General features: G+C 70.2%; 11 protein-coding genes. 8 read left to right on the forward strand and 3 right to left on the reverse strand.

From position 1 onward, the window contains the following. Nucleotides 1-77: 77 nt before the first annotated feature. Nucleotides 78-548: a CHRD domain-containing protein gene (locus tag D187_RS56415; protein WP_002623911.1), complete on the reverse strand. Its 471-nt coding sequence runs from the start codon at nt 546-548 to the stop codon at nt 78-80. Between the two features lie 223 nt (nt 549-771). On the opposite strand from D187_RS56415, the gene D187_RS24025 reads away from it, so the two are divergent. Then, on the forward strand, nt 772-2,061 hold the full coding sequence (locus tag D187_RS24025; RefSeq protein WP_002623913.1) for a pyridoxal phosphate-dependent aminotransferase: 1,290 nt from the start codon (nt 772-774) through the stop codon (nt 2,059-2,061). Nucleotides 2,062-2,259: 198 nt separating this feature from the next. On the opposite strand, the gene D187_RS24030 is transcribed toward D187_RS24025, so the two are convergent. Further along, nucleotides 2,260-2,580, reverse strand: a complete 321-nt coding sequence (locus D187_RS24030; protein ID WP_002623914.1) for a hypothetical protein — start codon at nt 2,578-2,580, stop codon at nt 2,260-2,262. Nucleotides 2,581-3,001: 421 nt separating this feature from the next. On the opposite strand from D187_RS24030, the gene D187_RS24035 reads away from it, so the two are divergent. The 4 genes from D187_RS24035 to D187_RS24050 all read left to right on the forward strand — a co-directional run bounded on the left by D187_RS24035 (nt 3,002) and on the right by D187_RS24050 (nt 10,109). Further along, on the forward strand, nt 3,002-7,309 hold the full coding sequence (locus D187_RS24035) for a DNA topoisomerase 3 (protein ID WP_043431407.1): 4,308 nt from the start codon (nt 3,002-3,004) through the stop codon (nt 7,307-7,309). A 164-nt stretch (nt 7,310-7,473) separates the two neighbouring features. After that, on the forward strand, nt 7,474-8,049 hold the full coding sequence (locus D187_RS24040) for a DUF2378 family protein (RefSeq protein WP_002623918.1): 576 nt from the start codon (nt 7,474-7,476) through the stop codon (nt 8,047-8,049). Between the two features lie 299 nt (nt 8,050-8,348). Then, on the forward strand, nt 8,349-9,143 hold the full coding sequence (locus tag D187_RS24045) for a M57 family metalloprotease (RefSeq protein ID WP_002623919.1): 795 nt from the start codon (nt 8,349-8,351) through the stop codon (nt 9,141-9,143). A gap of 255 nt (nt 9,144-9,398) precedes the next feature. After that, complete coding sequence (locus D187_RS24050) at nt 9,399-10,109, forward strand: C40 family peptidase (RefSeq protein WP_002623920.1); 711 nt, start codon at nt 9,399-9,401, stop codon at nt 10,107-10,109. Between the two features lie 116 nt (nt 10,110-10,225). Here D187_RS24050 and D187_RS24055 read toward each other — a convergent pair whose 3' ends face one another. Then, nucleotides 10,226-11,365: an AAA family ATPase gene (locus D187_RS24055; RefSeq protein WP_002623921.1), complete on the reverse strand. Its 1,140-nt coding sequence runs from the start codon at nt 11,363-11,365 to the stop codon at nt 10,226-10,228. 187 nt (nt 11,366-11,552) lie between these two features. On the opposite strand from D187_RS24055, the gene treZ reads away from it, so the two are divergent. The 3 genes from treZ (at nt 11,553) to D187_RS24070 (ending at nt 16,048) form a co-directional block, all read left to right on the forward strand. Next, nucleotides 11,553-13,397 carry a malto-oligosyltrehalose trehalohydrolase gene (gene treZ, locus D187_RS24060; RefSeq protein ID WP_043431329.1) on the forward strand — a complete coding sequence of 615 codons (1,845 nt, stop codon included), beginning with the start codon at nt 11,553-11,555 and terminating at the stop codon, nt 13,395-13,397. A gap of 108 nt (nt 13,398-13,505) precedes the next feature. Then, nucleotides 13,506-14,981: an ATPase domain-containing protein gene (locus tag D187_RS24065; protein ID WP_043431330.1), complete on the forward strand. Its 1,476-nt coding sequence runs from the start codon at nt 13,506-13,508 to the stop codon at nt 14,979-14,981. Further along, nucleotides 14,978-16,048, forward strand: a complete 1,071-nt coding sequence (locus tag D187_RS24070; RefSeq protein ID WP_002623925.1) for an ATP-binding response regulator — start codon at nt 14,978-14,980, stop codon at nt 16,046-16,048. The genes D187_RS24065 and D187_RS24070 overlap by 4 nt, the downstream gene beginning before the upstream one ends. Nucleotides 16,049-16,052: the final 4 nt, after the last annotated feature.

Genomic DNA, 16,052 nt, shown 5'->3' on the forward strand with positions numbered 1-16,052 from the left:
CGGTGTGTCACGGCGTGCGCCCGGGGGCCAGCAAGGAAGGCGGAACGGGCCTGACGCCCGTTCCGCCGGAGGGGGACTCAGTCCTGCTGGCGGGGAACGAACTGGCCGCGGATCTCGCCCCCCGGATTGTTCACGGTGTGGACGTTCACGTAGAACTGCCCGTTCTTGAAGGCCTCCTGCTCCTCGGAGCTGAGCTTCCGGGTGCCCGAGAAGCTGCCGATGCGCAGGTCGGTGCCGGTGGTGACCTGGAGGCCGAAGACGATGCCTCCCGCCACGCTGGGCGCGCCCTGGTGGATGTGGACCGAGCTGCCAGACACTTCGTGCAGGTCGCTCAACAGGCCGCTGAAGGTGCCCGTGACCTTGAGTTCACTGCCGTCGAGTTCGGCGGTGGCGACGCCCGAGGCGTTGGTGTTCACCGCGGGCGCCTCGTTGGCTCCCGACAACTGCGCGGTGGCGACGTAGGGCGCCCCTCCGCAGCCGACCAGCCCGACCAGGCCCACTCCCACCAGCATCCGCACCGCCTGACGCATCGTGTAACGCATATTCATGGTTTCTCCTCTGTCTTCCACCAGGGTCCGGGCGGGTGCCCGGGATGGGCTGGGGACCCTGACCCTGTGTGCCGGTCCGTGTCTAGAGGACTTCTGGGCTCGCATCGATTCGGCGTGCAGGCAAGTGCCCGGTAGCGCACGGACCGCTTGGGCGGAGGCCACGTGGCGCGTATACCGTCGCCGCGACTCGTCGCGCTTGGCGCTTCCCTGGAGTGTGAAACCCATGGCTCTTGATCTCAATCCCCTGTTTGGCCCCCGGCGGGACGACACCGTCGGCACGATGGCGCGAGGACTCCAGGGCAGTGAAATCCTCCGCATCGCGGCGGAGATCCGCGAACTGGTGGCCCAGGGGAAACAGGTGTGCAACCTCACCGTGGGCGACTTCAGCCCCCGCGAGTTTCCCATCCCCGCCTCCCTGGGCAAGGGCATCGCCCAGGCGCTCGAGGCGGGCGAGACGAACTATCCGCCCTCGGACGGCATGCCGGCCTTGCGTCAGTCCGTGCAGCGCTTCTACGAGCGGGCGCTGGGCCTGAAGTACCCGCTGGAGAGCGTGCTCATCACCGCGGGCGCGCGGCCCATCATCTATGGCGTCTACCGCTCGGTGCTGGACGCGGGCGACACGGTCGTCTACCCGGTGCCCTCGTGGAACAACAACCACTACGTGCACATGATGGGGGCGCGGCCCGTGGAGGTGAAGACGGACGCCGAGCACGGCTTCATGCCCACGGTGGAGCAACTGGCGCCGCACCTGCCGCAGGCCCGGCTGTTGTGCCTGTGCAGCCCGCTCAACCCCACGGGGACGATGATCTCCCCCGAGGCCATGAAGGCCATTGGCCAGCGCGTGGTGGAGGAGAACCGCCAGCGCGAGGCGCGGGGCGCCCGGCCCCTCCTGGTGCTGTTCGACCACATCTACTGGACGCTCACCTTCGGCCAGTCGCGGCACGTGACGCCGGTGGAGCTGGTGCCGGAGCTGGCGCCCTACACGGTGTTCGTGGACGGCATCTCCAAGGCGTTCGCCTCCACGGGCGTGCGCGTGGGCTGGGCGGTGGGAGCCCCGTCCATCATCTCGCGAATGAAGGACGTGCTGGGCCACGTGGGTGCCTGGGCCCCCAAGGCCGAGCAGGTGGCGGTGGCGCGCTTCCTGGATGACGCGCCAGCCGTGTCGGCCTACCTGGAGACGATGCGGCGGCGGGTGGACGAGCGGCTGACGGCGCTGCACCAGGGCTTCTCCGCGATGCGCGCGGCGGGCCTGCCCGTGCTCTCCATCCCTCCCCAGGGCGCCATCTACCTGTCGGTCCGCTTCGAGCTGCTCGGCAAGGCGGGGCTGCGCACCAACACCGACATCCGCAAGCTGCTGCTGGAGAAGGCGGGCTTCGCGCTGGTGCCCTTCCAGGCCTTCGGCCTCATGGAGGACACCGGGTGGTTCCGCCTGTCGGTCGGGGCCGTGTCGGTGGAGGACATCCAGGCGGCGCTGCCTCGCGTGGAGGCGGTGCTGCGCGAGGCGGTGAAGTAGGCCCCACGCGGAGCCCGGAAAAAAATGGGGGGTGCCTCGTTTGAAAGCGAGACACCCCCCACCATATTTGACCCCGACCGCTCCATCCTCCCCCTTGCGGCGGACGAGCATCGTTGGGTCATCCGCCAGGACTCCCCGCCCCCGCGGGTCCTCCTGACGGCATCCTGGTACGGCATATGTCGTTGGTGGTGGGAGGCTCTACCAGCTGTAGATACCGCCCTCGTCCACCTCGTGAATCCCGGCACCGTGCTCCAACGAGGACGGGCCGTGGCCACGCTCTCTGACGAGCACGATGGGAGCCAGCGCCAGCCGCGGTGCTTGAGACCGGAGCCGCGCCAGAGAGGTCACCCCCGTGACCACGCCGCGCAGTCCAGCCATCACCTCGGCCTCTGTCAGTGCCGCCAACTGGCGTCGCTTCGCCCCCGCGAAGGACACCAGCGCCGACACCTCCAGCCGATGGCTCCCATCGGGCTCGTGTTTCCCGGCCGTCCAGGACAGCCGGGTCAGAGTCTTCGCCACCGACGCGGAATGCTCACCCCCCCGATGCAGCACGCCTCCCGCCCTACCCTCGACCACCCCGTGGCTTGCGTGACGCGAAGCCCCCATCCCCAGTTCCACTTGCAGCTGCATGGTGTCCCGACCCCGTGGCTTGCTCGTGAGCGCGTTGGTGACAGGGGCGGATATTGGCCAAAATGCGCCGGCGAGTTTTCCACGCGGACGACAACCGCTTGCGCGAAGGCGCCAACCCGGGAACCAAGCGCCATCCTGGAGGGGTGGGGCCCTCGGTTTTCCACTCTCAGTGTATCCTCGACGGCCTGCTTGCCTGCCCTGCAGCGGGAAGACCCCTGGGCTGAACGGACTTGCAGGTGGAAGAGGGCGGCGCGGGGTATGGTCGGAGGACCGGGACGCCGGTGGGAGACGCGAGTGAGGTGGGATGAGCATGGGTGATGGAGCGCGGGGTGTGCTGGCCGTGGTGGCGGAGAAGCCCTCCATGGCGCGCGACATCGCCCGGGCGCTGGGCGCGCGCGACCAGGGGGAGGGGTGCTTTCGCGGCAACGGCTACGTGGTGACGTGGGCCATCGGCCACCTGGTAGGACTGGCGCAGCCGCACGAGATGCGGCCCGAGTGGAAGCGCTGGCAGCGCGAGCTGCTGCCCATGCTGCCGGGCGACTGGCCGCTGGTGGTGGAGGAGAAGACGGCGAGCCAGTTCCAGGTGGTGCGCCGGGTGATGAACGCCCCCGAGGTGGACTCCGTGGTGTGCGCGACGGACGCCGGGCGCGAGGGCGAGCTCATCTTCCGCTACATCTACGAGGCGGCCGGGTGCCGCAAGCCGGTGCGGCGCCTGTGGGTGTCCTCGCTGACGGAGGGCGCCATCCGCGAGGGCTTCCGCACGCTCAAGCCGGGGCGGGACTACGAGCCCCTGGCGGACGCGGCCCGGGGTCGCAGCCGGGCGGACTGGCTGGTGGGGATGAACCTGTCACGCCTGTACACGCTCGCCTGCGGGGACACGTTCTCGGTGGGGCGGGTGCAGACGCCCACGCTGGCCATGCTGGTGGAGCGCGAGCTGGCCATCCGCGACTTCGTCCCCCAGGAGTACCTGGAGGTGCTCGCCACCTTCGATCCGGCGGGTCCCGAGGCGCCGGGCCGCTACCAGGGCACCTGGTTCCGCCCCGCGCTCCCCGGCAAGCAGAAGGAGTGGGACGCGCGCGAGGCCCGGCGCCTGCCCGCGGACGGCGAGGAGGCGCGCGCGGTGGTGGCCCGCGTGAAGACGGGCCGCGCCGTCGTGGAGTCCATCACCTCCGAGACCAAGCGCATGGCGCCGCCGCTGCTCTACGATCTCACCGAGCTGCAGCGCCACGCCAACCGCCTGTATGGCTACAGCGCCCAGCGCACCCTGGAGCTGGCGCAGGCGCTCTACGAGAAGCACAAGCTGCTGAGCTACCCCCGCACCTCCAGCCGGCACCTGTCCCAGGACATCGCCCGCACCCTGCCGCAGGTGGTGGACGCCATCCGCGCCCCGTGGGAGGCCCAGCTCGCACCGGGCACCGGCACGCGGGCGCTCGGCCGCCGCTTCGTGGACGACGCGAAGGTGACGGACCACCACGCCCTCATCCCCACCACGACCCCGCCCGGGGACGCGCGGCTGTCCGTGGAGGAGCGCAACATCTACGAGCTCGTCTGCCGGCGGCTGCTCGCGGCGTGGCACGAGGACTTCGTCTGGTCGGTGACGACCGTCATCACCGCCGTCACCTCGCCGGGCGCGGATCCCGCCGTGCCCACGGTGGACCGTTTCCACAGCGCGGGCACCCTCGTGGAGCGTCAGGGCTGGAAGGTGCTGGACGTGGGCGGCGGACAGCGCGCGCCCAAGCCCCGCGAGCCGGCCAAGGCGAAGAAGGATGGCGAGGCCGAGGCGGAGGAGCCGGAGGACGAGCAGGAACTGCCGCCGGGGCTCGTGAAGGGACTGGCGCGCACGGTGCGCGAGGTGAAGCCGGTGTCCAAGCGGACGCGGCCTCCCCCCCGGCTCTCGGACGCGAGCCTGCTCACGGCGATGGAGACGGCGGGGCGCACGCTCGACGACAAGGAATTGGCGGACGCGATGCGCGAGTCGGGTCTGGGCACCCCCGCCACGCGCGCCGCCATCATCGAGACGCTGCTGGACCGGGGCTACCTCGTGCGGCGCGGCAAGTCCTTCGAGGCGACGGAGAAGGGCATCGGCCTCATCCGCGTGGTGCACCCGGACGTGAAGAGCCCGGCGATGACGGGCCAGTGGGAAGCGTGGTTGCGGCGCATCGAGGGCGGCAGCGGAGACCTCGACTCCTTCCTGCGCGGCATCGAGGCCTATGTCATCGAGGTGGTGGGCAAGGTGCCCCCGTCCATCTCCCTGCCGCCCGGAGCCATCTCCCCTCCATCGCGCCCCGCCCCGGCCGTGGCCTCCGAAGCAGCTCCCAGAGCGACCCCCGTGAAGAAGGGCAAGCGCACGAGCACCCCGGGCGAGTCCCTCGCGTCCTCCCCGCTCCGGCAACCCGCGCTCGCCCTGCCCGGCACCGTCCGGCCCGAGCGCACGGTGCGTCCACGCACTCCTCCCTCCGAGCTGCGTGGCCTGCTCAAGGCCGTGTTCGGCTTCCCGGACTTCCGCCCGTACCAGGAGGCGGTGTGCCGCACGGCCACCGAGGGCAAGGATCTGCTGCTGGTGATGCCCACCGGCGCGGGCAAGTCGCTGTGCTACCAGTTGCCGGGCCTCGCGCGCGCCGGGACGACGCTGGTCATCAGCCCCCTCATCGCGCTCATGGAGGACCAGGTGGCGCGCCTGCAGTCCCTGGGGCTCGCGGCGGATCGCATCCACTCCGGACGCGACCGCGCCTCCTCGCGCCAGGTGTGCGCGGACTACCTCGAGGGCCGGCTGGACTTCCTCTTCATCGCTCCCGAGCGGCTCGGCGTGCCGGGCTTCGTGGAGCTGCTGGCCCGGCGCACGCCCTCGCTCGTGGCCGTCGACGAGGCGCACTGCATCTCCCAGTGGGGACATGACTTCCGCCCCGACTACCGGCTGCTGGGCGCCCGGCTGCCCATGCTGCGCCCCGCGCCCGTCATCGCCCTCACCGCCACGGCCACCCCCGACGTCCAGCGCGACATCCTCCAGCAACTGGGCCTCGAGGGCGCCGGCAGCGCGCCCGCCCGCACCTTCATCCACGGCTTCCGGCGCACCAACATCGCCATCGAGGTGCGCGAGCTCAACCCGAGCCAGCGCTCCGACGCCATCCGCGAGCTGCTCGCCGAGCCCTCCCACCGTCCCGCCATCGTCTACGCCGCCACGCGCAAGCACGCCGAGCAGTACACGGAGCGGCTCGGCGCGGACTTCCGCACGGGCACCTACCACGCGGGCATGAGCGCCTCGGAGCGCGACGCGGTGCAGACGGCCTTCCTCGGCGGCCGCCTGGACGTCATCGTGGCGACGACCGCCTTCGGCATGGGCATCGACAAGGCGGACGTGCGCACCGTGGTGCATGCCGCGCTGCCCGCCAGCCTCGAGGGCTACTACCAGGAACTGGGCCGCGCGGGCCGCGATGGTCTGCCCTCGCGCGCGGTGCTGCTGCACGGCTTCATCGACCGGCGCACCCACGAGTTCTTCCACCAGCGCGACTACCCCGAGCCCGCCGTGCTCGAGCGGCTCTACCGCGCCGCGCGCGAGGAGCCCGAGCCCAAGGAGGCGCTCGCGGCCCGGGTGCGCATGGAGTCGGACGTCTTCGACAAGGCGCTCGAGCAGCTGTGGATCCACGGCGGGCTGGAGCTGTCCCCGGACGAGTCCGTGCGCCAGGGCAAGCCCGGCTGGAAGACGTCGTACTCGGCGCAGCGCGCGCACAAACAGGCGCAGCTCGAGCACATGGCCCGCTACGCCGAGGCGCATGGCTGCCGGATGAAACACCTCGTGGCGCACTTCGGTGACGTGCAGGACTCGGGCGCCGCCTGCGGCCTGTGCGACGTGTGCGCTCCCCAGGCGTGCGCCACCCTGCGCTTCGGCGCGCCCTCCGCCGCCGAGACCCAGGCGCTCACCCGCATCCTCGGCGCGCTCCACGAGCGCGATGCCCAGGCCACCGGCCGGCTCCACCGGGAGCTGTTCGGCGAGGCGCTCCCCCGCCGCGACTTCGAGCGCCTGCTGGGGGGCCTGGTGCGTGCCGGGCTCGTGCGGCTGTCCGAGGACACCTTCGACAAGGACGGCCAGAGCATCACCTTCCAGCGCGTGGCGCTCACCCCCGAGGGCCGCCGCACCCATGCTCCCGCCGCGGGCCTCGTGCAACTGCCGCTGCCTCCCGAGGAGGCCCCCGCTCGCGGCCGCCGGGACTCCCGCGCCCCGGCCAGGAAGCCCCGGGCCAGCCGCCGGGGCTCGCGCCGCAAGAGCCCGGCCCGGCCCGAGCTCGAATACGAGGCGGCCGAGCCGTCCACCCCCCAGGCCCCTCGCGGCCGTGAGGCCCTGTCCCGGGCCCTGGAGCGCTCGCGCTCGCGGCGCGCGGGGACGGGCGTGGACGGGGCCCCGCCCCAGCTCGTGGAGGCGCTCAAGGCCTGGCGTCTCACCGAGGCGCGCAGGCGCCGCGTGCCCGCCTTCCGCATCCTCACCGACCGGGTGCTCGGCGCCATCGCCAGCGCCCGTCCCCAGGATGGTGCCGCCCTGCAGCGCATCCATGGTGTCGGTCCCACGCTCACCGAGCGCTATGGCGAGACCATCCTCGCGCTCGTGGGGCGCATGCCCGGCTGAGACTCCGGTCGGAGCCATGTGTCCTGTGCCGGGACGGGAGGGCCGCTGACGGGCGCGTCTCTATGCGAAAGTGAGCATCGGCCCGGTGAGAGAGGGAGCACTTCCACCGGGGATCCGCTTTTCTGTCCGGGCGGAGCGCCGCCGGAGTGCCAGGGAGGCCGTCCATGCCGCTGCAGAAGCTGGTGTTCGCCACCGCTGTCGAGGCGTTGTTCGTGCGCGAGTTGGGCGCCACCCTGTCGGGAGTGGGCCGCAGGCTGCTGCGCGACGTGGGGCTGGACCTGGAGCAGCCCCTCGAGGTCGCCTACCCCCTGGCGCAGTGGAAGGTCTTCCTGCACATCGCCGCCCAGGTGCTCTACCCGCACCTGCCCGCCGCCGAGGCCCACTGGTGGATGGGCATCCACTTCGTGGAAGGCTACCTCCAGACGTCCATGGGGCGCGTGCTGGCGGAACTGGCGCCGATGCTCGGCCCCCGCCGGATGCTCGAGCGCATCGGGACGGACCTGAGCAGCGGCAACAACTTCAGCGAGGTGCGCCTCGTGGAACACGCCCCCCGCTACGTCGAGCTGTGGATGAACGACGTCCTCGACGATTACTCCTCCTTCGCCGCCGGCCTCATCCTCCGCGCCCAGCAGATGGCCGGCGCGCGCAACGTGTTCGTGGATGTGTGGTCCTTCGATGGCACCGCCGGCACCTTCCTCATCCGCTGGCGCGACGCCCCTGCCCGCGCATTGTTCGGGTGACAATCCTCCACTGCCCGAAAGTCGTACGCCCCTGTCCGGATTCCGGACAATGCGGAGGGAGCCCTCCAACCCCCCGGAAAGTGGACCCGCCGCACGGGCGATGTCAGGGGGTTTTACAGCTCTGGGGGTTTTTCCTGGAGCATGAGTACTCCAGGCTTACCCGGTGAAAGTGGGAGGACAGGAGGTTCTCCGAGGGGAGGGCGCGTTGGCCCGCGAGTTGCTCAGGGTCAGGGGCGCGAAGCCGCGGCGGATGACCTCCGGCGGCTCGCGCCCCCTCGTTGTCCCCCTTGAGGAAGCTCATGCGCAAGATTTCCATGGCGTTGCTGGCTGGTGCGGCTCTCGTTGGTTGCGGCGGTCCCGAGACGGTCGAGGAGAGCGCTCGCATTCCGTCGTTCGAGGAATTTCAGGCCTCGGCCATCAAGGACGAGGGCAATGTGTGGATCGTCAATGGCGACGAGGCGGTAGAGGACCTGCGCGCGTACTACGACTCCGTCGTGGCGCGCGGTGACGTGGGCGAGAGCACCGGTGGCCTGGCCGTGTACAACACCGGCAGCGACATCAAGTGGAGCTCCACCGCGGCGCGCAACATCACCTATTGTATCAGCCAGTCCTCGTTCGGCACGCGCTACAGCACCGTGGTGAGCGCGATGAACAGCGCCGCGGCCGCCTGGGAGGCCACCGCCAACGTCAACTTCGTGCACAGCAGCACCTACGACACCAACTGCACCGCGTCGCAGTCGGGCGTGGTGTTCGACGTGCGCATGGTGAGCGGCCAGTCCTACACGGCGCGCGCCTTCTTCCCCAACTCCAGCCGCTCGAGCCGCAACGTCCTCATCGACAGCAGCGCCTTCGGCAACATGGGCGTCTGGACGCTCACCGGCGTGCTGCGCCACGAGCTGGGCCACACGCTCGGCTTCCGCCACGAGCACACCCGCCTCTCCAGCACCGGCTGCTACGAGGACGCCAGCTGGCGCGCGCTGACGAGCTACGACTCGTCCTCCGTCATGCACTACCCCCAGTGCAGGGGCACCCAGACGGGTGACCTCGTGCTGACCTCCTCGGACAAGACCGGCGCCCGCGCGCTCTACCCGTAAGCCCGTCCCCAGCTCCTCCTCCCGCTCGGGATGAGGACGGGACATGACGAGGGCCGGAGGGGTTCACGCTTCCCAGTACGGGGCGCGGGGCCTTCCGGCCCTTCGTCTTTGCGGGGTTTCTCCGCCGCGCCGCGTCACGGGGGGCGTGGGGGGGCATGTCGGGAATTTGGAGCCGGGGGCCGCAACTTCCGCCCGGGGGTCTCGATAATTTCTTCGAGTTTGCGAATTTGAACCCCCTTTTCTGAGGAAACGTCCATGAGCTCCATCTCCTCTGTCCGGTCGCAGAACTACCAGATCAAGTGGGGCGACACCCTGTCGGGCATTGCCAAGAAGAACGGCACGACGGTGGACGCGCTCATGAAGGCCAATCCGCAGATCAAGGACGCGAACAAGATCTACGCGGGCAAGGCCCTGAACATCCCGGGCCGGGTGGACAGCTTCGAGCCGGCCAAGGGCGGAAAGACGGGCGGCACGGGTGGCGCGGGCTCCGCGCAGGGCACGGGCGGCACGGGCCCGGCGACGCGCGGTCCGGGTGGCAGCCCCTTCGACATCGCCAAGTCGCACCTGCAGAAGAACGCCGGCAGCCTCAAGCTGGAGAAGAACGGCGTGGGCGCGGACATGGATGACTGGGTGCCCAACAACGTCAACTGCGCCAACTTCGTCTCCGCGTGCCTGGAGCAGGCGGGGCAGATCAAGAACGGCCAGCACCACAACTCGGTGGTGGGCCTGCAGGGCAACCTGGACCGGGATCCCAACTTCAAGCGCGTGTCGCTCGCCCAGGCCAAGCCGGGTGACGTGGTGAGCATGAAGACCCCGGGCGGCCACCACGTGGTGATGTACGCCGGCATGAAGGACGGCAAGCCCCAGTTCATCGGCTCCAACAACGTGAACAGCGATGGCTCGCAGCGCATCACCATGTCGTCGATGAACTACCCCATCATGTCCATCCACCAGTACCAGGGCTGAGAAGAGCCCACGGTCTGGAAGGACTCGCGCGGTGCCGGGGAGCCTCCCTGGCACCGCGTCGTCGTTGAAGGGGCTCGGGAGGTGGGGCTCGGGAGGTGGGGCTCGGGAGGTGGGGCTCAGTCCGTGACGACCGCCACCTGGTCGCCCTCGAGCACCAGCCGCACGGTGGACACCTCGGGCTCGCCGAAGTGCTCGTAGGCGGCGCGCTCGAGCTGGGGCACCAGGGCGGCGCGCAGGCCGCGCGCTCCCGTCTCGCGCTTGAGCGCCCGGGCCACCACCCACTCGCGCACCGCGGGGTCCACCACCAGCTCCAGCCCCTCGTGGGAGAACTCGCGCTGGTAGCCGCGCAGCACGTTGTCCTCCAGGATGCTGCCCAGCGTGGTCTCGTCCAGGGGCGCGAAGGAGACGATGCGGCTGAAGCGGCCGATGAGCTCCGGAATGAAGCCGTAGCGCGCGAAGGCCGCCGTCTGCTCCACCTGCTCCTCGGTCACCTTCTCCGCGATGGCCGCCTCGCGCTTGCGCGCCTCGCGTCCGAAGCCCAGCCGCTCCTTCTGGCCGCCCATCTCCTCCGCCGTGCCCTTGAGCCCGCTGAAGGCCCCGCACGCGATGAAGGTGAGCGCCGAGAGCTCCAGCGGCACGGGCGGCGTGCGGCTGGTGAAGCCGAAGTCCGGGGGGAAGTCCGCCCGGGGCGCGCTGAGCAGGTTGAGCAGGCTGCGCTGCACGCCAAAGCCGCTCACGTCCTTGGTGGTCTGCTGCCCGGCGAAACGCGCGTCGGAGCGGCTGGTGGCGAGCTTGTCGAACTCGTCCATGCAGATGGCGCCACAGGCCGCCCACTCCACGTCTCCGCCCGCCGCCTCGTACAGCCGCGAGAGCATCGTGGTCACGTCGTCCCCCACGTAGCCCGTCTCGGAGAACTGCGTGGCGTCCACGATGACGGTGGGCACGCCCAATATCTCCCGGAACAGCAGCTCCACGAGGAACGTCTTTCCGCTGCCCGTGGGCCCGAGGAACAGGCAGTTCTCGCGCATCCCCGGCTCGGGGGGAATGCCCTCCAGGTGGATGCGCCGCAGCCGCTGCAGGTGCCGGTAGGCCAGCACCGCGGCCGCACGCCGCGCCTCCTGTTGTCCCCGGTAGCCCAGCTCGGACAGGCGCCGATCTATGTCCCGGGGCGAGAGCACCTCCAGGGCGGCGACATGATCGCGAACGGATTCATTGGGCTCGAAGGGGAGGACTCGACGTTCGGGGCGGAGGCTCATGCGGTGGGCGGCATCTTTCCGGTAGGCCCCGTCGGCGACAAGCGTTGCCTGCTCTGGCCGCCAGTGCCCGCCCGCTCTCGGAGGGGGCATCCACCGGACGATTTCCTGGGTCACCAGTGAACATCTTCCACGCGGATGGACTCGTTCGGGCCTTCCATGCACGGAGCGGGTGGGTAAGTAGCTCTCCATGGATAAGACGACGAAGGCGCGGACGGCGGTTCCTCGTCTGGGCGCGTGGGTGGAGCAGGGGGCGGGCGTGCGGTGGCGGGTCTGGGCTCCCGGACATCAGAAGCTCGAGGTGGTGTTGTTCGGGCCCCAGGGGCAGCCAGGCGACACGCTGCCGATGACTCGTGAGAGCGGTGACTTCTTCACCGCCACGCTCGCTGGAAAGGGAGCCGGCGTGCGCTACAAGCTCCGGGTGGATGGCCAGGGCCCCTTCCCGGATCCCTGGAGCCGCTCGCAGCCCGAGGGGGTGCATGGTCCCTCCGAGGTGGTGGTGCCCGACTTCGCCTGGAAGGACGGCGACTGGAAGGGGCTCCACCCGGAGTCCCAGGTCATCTACGAGATTCACGTGGGCACGGCCACGCCCGAGGGGACCTTCGACGCGCTCATCCCCCGGCTGCGCGCATTCAAGGAGCTGGGGGTGACGACGCTGGAGCTCTTGCCGCTGGCGAGCGCTCCGGGCACGCGCAACTGGGGCTATGACGGCGTGTCGCTCTTCGCTCCCTCGGCCGTGTACGGCGGCCCCGAGGGACTGCGGCGCTTCATCGACGCGGCGCACGCGCACGGGCTCGGGGTGCTCATCGACGCCGTCTACAACCACTTCGGTCCGGACGGGAACTACCTGAGCTGCTACTCGCCCCACTACTTCACCGACCACCACCACACGCCCTGGGGCAACGCCATCAACTACGACGGCGAGGGCTCCGACGTGGTGCGCGAGCTGGTGCTCTCCAACGTGGACATGTGGATCGGCGACTACCACGCGGACGGCCTGCGCCTGGACGCGGCGCACGCCATCATCGACGACAGCTCGCCGCACCTGCTGGAGGAGATTCCCCGGCGGGCCCGGGCCGCGGCGCGGGGCCGGAGCGTGGTCGTCATCGCCGAGGACGATCGCAACGACACGCGCCTGGCGCGGCCCGTGGAGAAGAAGGGCCTGGGGCTGGATGGCATCTGGGCGGATGACATCCACCACCAGCTGCGCCGGGCCTTCGCCGGTGACAGCGAGGGCTACTACGCGGACTACACGGGCAGCGTGGAGGACATCGCGCGCACGCTGCGTCAGGGTTGGTTCTACGAGGGGCAGACGTCCCAGGTGCACAAGAAGGCCCGGGGCACGCCCGCGAGCGAGCTGGAGCCGTGGCACTTCGTGCACTGCATCCAGAACCACGATCAGATCGGCAACCGGGCGCAGGGCGAGCGGCTGGGCGCGGATGTCTCCCCGGCGGCCTTCCGCGCCATGAGCACGCTGCTGTTGCTCTCGCCCTACACGCCCCTGCTCTTCCAGGGGCAGGAGTGGAACGCGAGCACGCCCTTCCTCTACTTCACCGACCACAACGCCGAGCTGGGCAAGCTCGTGACCGAGGGGCGGCGCAAGGAGTTCGCCGGCTTCTCGAAGTTCTCGGGCAACGAGGTGCCGGATCCCCAGGCGCTGGAGACCTTCACCCGCTCGAAGCTCGACTGGAACGAGGCGAGCAAGCCGGAGCACGCCGGGGTGCTCGCGCTCTACCGGGAGCTGCTGCGCCTGCGTGCCCAGGAGCCCATCCTCAAGGCCAACCGCCGGGGCTCCTTCGACGCGAGGCCCCTGGGGCAGAACGCGCTGGTGCTGGAGCGCCGGGGACCGGGAGGCGCGCTCCAGGTCATCGTCAACGTGAAGGGCGGCCTGGAGCACCGCCTGCCCGCCGGCGCGCGCCTGGCGTTGTGGAGCGAGGAGTCCCGGTTTGGTGGCGCCTCCACGCACTCTCCGTTGAGCGGTGGAGTCCTCCGTCTCGATGGGCCCTCGGCCGCGTTGGTTCGTCTGGAGGGGTGAGCGCGAGGAGGGGGGCCGGGCAGGCGTGTACGGGCATGGGAGCAGCGTTGTTCCATGCTAGGAGATTTGGAGCCCGGCAGCCCTCTTCCTGTTCGCGGCGAGCAAGCCATGATGGATACCTCCAGTAACCAGCAGATCTTCTCTTCTGGCGTTCCGAGCTTCGATCTGCTGCTGGGCGGTGGCATCCCCCGGCGCCAGTCGATCATCATCACCGGGAACCCCGGCAGCGGGAAGACGATCCTGTGCGGTCAGGTGGCCTTCCGCACCGCCGCGCGCGGCATCCCCGTGGTGCTGGCCACCGTCACCTCCGAGCCCCACGACAAGCTGGTCCAGGCCCTCTCCGGCTTTTCCTTCTTCGATGGCGGGCTGCTGGGCGACAAGCTCTTCCTGGTGAGCGCCTACGCCTCGCTCAAGAAGGGCGCCAAGGAGGCACGCGACATCCTCCTGCACACCGTGCGCGAGCGCGGCGCCAAACTGCTCTTCATCGACGGACTGCGCTCCATCCGAGACCTGTGGCAGGACGAGGCGAAGCTGCGCGAGTTCCTCTACGAGCTGGGCATCGGGCTGGCCGCGATGGACTGCATCGGGCTGTTCACCACCGAGTACGCCCTGGACAAGTTGCTGGCGCTGCCGGAGGCCACGACGGTGGATGGCATCGTGGCGTTGGATGTCCTGCGCCAGGGGGGGCGCCGCCTGCGCCGGATGGAGGTCGTCAAGCTGCGCGGCCGGGACCACCTGACCGGTGAGCACTTCATGCGGCTGGGGCGCGAGGGCGTGGAGGTCATCCCCCGCCTGGAGACCCAGGTGCCCTCCGACCTCGAGGTCGCCCCGCCCTCCACCCGGTCCAGCTTTGGCCTGCCCGAGTTCGATACCCTCCTGTATGGGGGCCTGCCCGCGCGCAGCACGACGCTGCTCGCCGGCAGCATGGGCATTGGCAAGACGCTGCTCGCCACGCACTTCGCCGCGCAAGGGGCCCGGCAGGGAGAGAAGACGCTCTTCGTGTCCTTCTTCGAGCCCCCGGTGCAGTTGGTCGCCCGGGCGCGGCGCATTGGCCTCGAGGTGGCGGAGGACCTGTCACGCGGGGCGCTGAAGATGCTCCACCTTCCTCCCTCCGAGCTGGAAGCCGATGCCATCGCCCATCGCGTCCTGGAGGAGGTGGCGCGGCTGGGCGTGCAGCGGCTCGTGGTGGATGGCTTGTCGGAGCTGGAGCGGTCCATCAGCGACCCCGAGCGCCGGCACATCTTCATGGCCGCGCTCAGCGTGCACCTGCGCCACGCGGGCGTGACGTCCCTGTTCACCAAGGAGGTGTCGAAGGTGGCCGGCACCGAGCTGGACTTCAATGACTCGCCCATCGCGCTGCTCGGCGAGAACCTGGTGCTGCTGCGCTACGTGGAGCTGCGCGGGCGCATCCATCGCGTCCTGTCCATCCTCAAGATGCGCGACAGCCGGTACGACGGGGACCTGCGCGAGTTCGAGATCCGCGACGAGGGCATCCGGGTGCTGGCGCCCATGCGCTCGGCGGAGGGGTTGTTGACGGGACAGGCCCGAGCCGTGGGCACGAGCATTGGTGGTGTGTCGTCATGAGCCTGGTCCTCATCGCCGAGGACGAGGACGCGATGCTCGACATCTTCGCGCAGATCGTGGAGGACATGGGCCACCGCGCCCTCCGGGCCCACAACGGAGAAGAGGCCCTGCTGCTGGCCCGGACGCAGCCGCCGGATCTCGTGGTGAGCGACCACATGATGCCCCGGCGCACCGGCATGGAGTTGCTGCGCGAATTGCGCGCGGACCCGGTGCTGCGCGAGGTGCCCTTCCTGCTCTTGAGTGCCGCGCGCCCGCCGGGCCTGGAAGAGGCCACCGCGTTTCTCGCCAAGCCCGTGGACCTCGACACCTTCGAGACCGCCGTGCGCCAGGTGTTGCGCGTGCGTCCCGCGGACGTGGAACCGGAGGCCAAGGCCCGCGCGGTGAACCCCGACAGCGTCTTGCGCGAGGAGATGCTCAACTGGGTGGCGCATGAAATCAAGACGCCCCTGAGCTCCGCGCGGCTCAATGCCCAGATGCTGCTGCGCAAGCAGTCGGCGCGAGCGGACCCCGAGGAGCGCAGACACGCCGAGGTCATCCTGCGGCAGCTCGACCGGATGAACGGCCTCGTCACCTCCATCCTCGATGCGGCCCGCCTCTCCGATGGCAAGCTGATGATTCACCAGGAGAACGGGGACTTCGCCTCGTTCCTCCAGGGGGTGGTGCAGGAGTGGCGGGAACTGCAGCCCCAGGTGGACTTCTCCCTGGTGGGCGCGGAGCAGCCGCTGCGGCTCTCCTTCGATGCGGAGCGCGTGCGCAACATCCTCAACAACCTCCTGTCCAACGCGGTGAAGTACGGGGGCGAGCGCAAGCATGTCGAGGTGGCGCTGGCGCTCTCGCCCGGGCTCGTCGTCGTCCACGTGCGCGACTGGGGCCAGGGAATCGCCGCCTCGGAGGTGCCCAACATCTTCGAGCGCTTCCACCGCGCGGAGGGCTCGGGAGGCAGTGGGCACGGACTGGGCTTGTACATCGCCTCGGCGATCGCCCGGCTACACGGAGGCTCGCTCAGCGCGAAGTCGAGCCTCGGCGAGGGTTCCACCTTCAGCCTGCGGCTGCCCCTCCTGCGCTAGGCCG

Origin of the sequence: Cystobacter fuscus DSM 2262 (assembly GCF_000335475.2) — a bacterium.
Classification (GTDB): Bacteria; Myxococcota; Myxococcia; order Myxococcales; family Myxococcaceae; genus Cystobacter; species Cystobacter fuscus.

What these genes read in the sequence shown, in the direction of transcription:
- D187_RS56415 (WP_002623911.1), bottom strand. Translation starts at nt 548, where the DNA reads ATGAATATGCGTTACACGATGCGTCAGGCGGTGCGGATGCTGGTGGGA.
- D187_RS24025 (WP_002623913.1), top strand. Translation starts at nt 772, where the DNA reads ATGGCTCTTGATCTCAATCCCCTGTTTGGCCCCCGGCGGGACGACACC.
- D187_RS24035 (WP_043431407.1), top strand. Translation starts at nt 3,002, where the DNA reads ATGGGTGATGGAGCGCGGGGTGTGCTGGCCGTGGTGGCGGAGAAGCCC.
- D187_RS24040 (WP_002623918.1), top strand. Translation starts at nt 7,474, where the DNA reads ATGCCGCTGCAGAAGCTGGTGTTCGCCACCGCTGTCGAGGCGTTGTTC.
- D187_RS24045 (WP_002623919.1), top strand. Translation starts at nt 8,349, where the DNA reads ATGCGCAAGATTTCCATGGCGTTGCTGGCTGGTGCGGCTCTCGTTGGT.
- D187_RS24050 (WP_002623920.1), top strand. Translation starts at nt 9,399, where the DNA reads ATGAGCTCCATCTCCTCTGTCCGGTCGCAGAACTACCAGATCAAGTGG.
- D187_RS24055 (WP_002623921.1), bottom strand. Translation starts at nt 11,365, where the DNA reads ATGAGCCTCCGCCCCGAACGTCGAGTCCTCCCCTTCGAGCCCAATGAA.
- treZ (WP_043431329.1), top strand. Translation starts at nt 11,553, where the DNA reads ATGGATAAGACGACGAAGGCGCGGACGGCGGTTCCTCGTCTGGGCGCG.
- D187_RS24065 (WP_043431330.1), top strand. Translation starts at nt 13,506, where the DNA reads ATGATGGATACCTCCAGTAACCAGCAGATCTTCTCTTCTGGCGTTCCG.
- D187_RS24070 (WP_002623925.1), top strand. Translation starts at nt 14,978, where the DNA reads ATGAGCCTGGTCCTCATCGCCGAGGACGAGGACGCGATGCTCGACATC.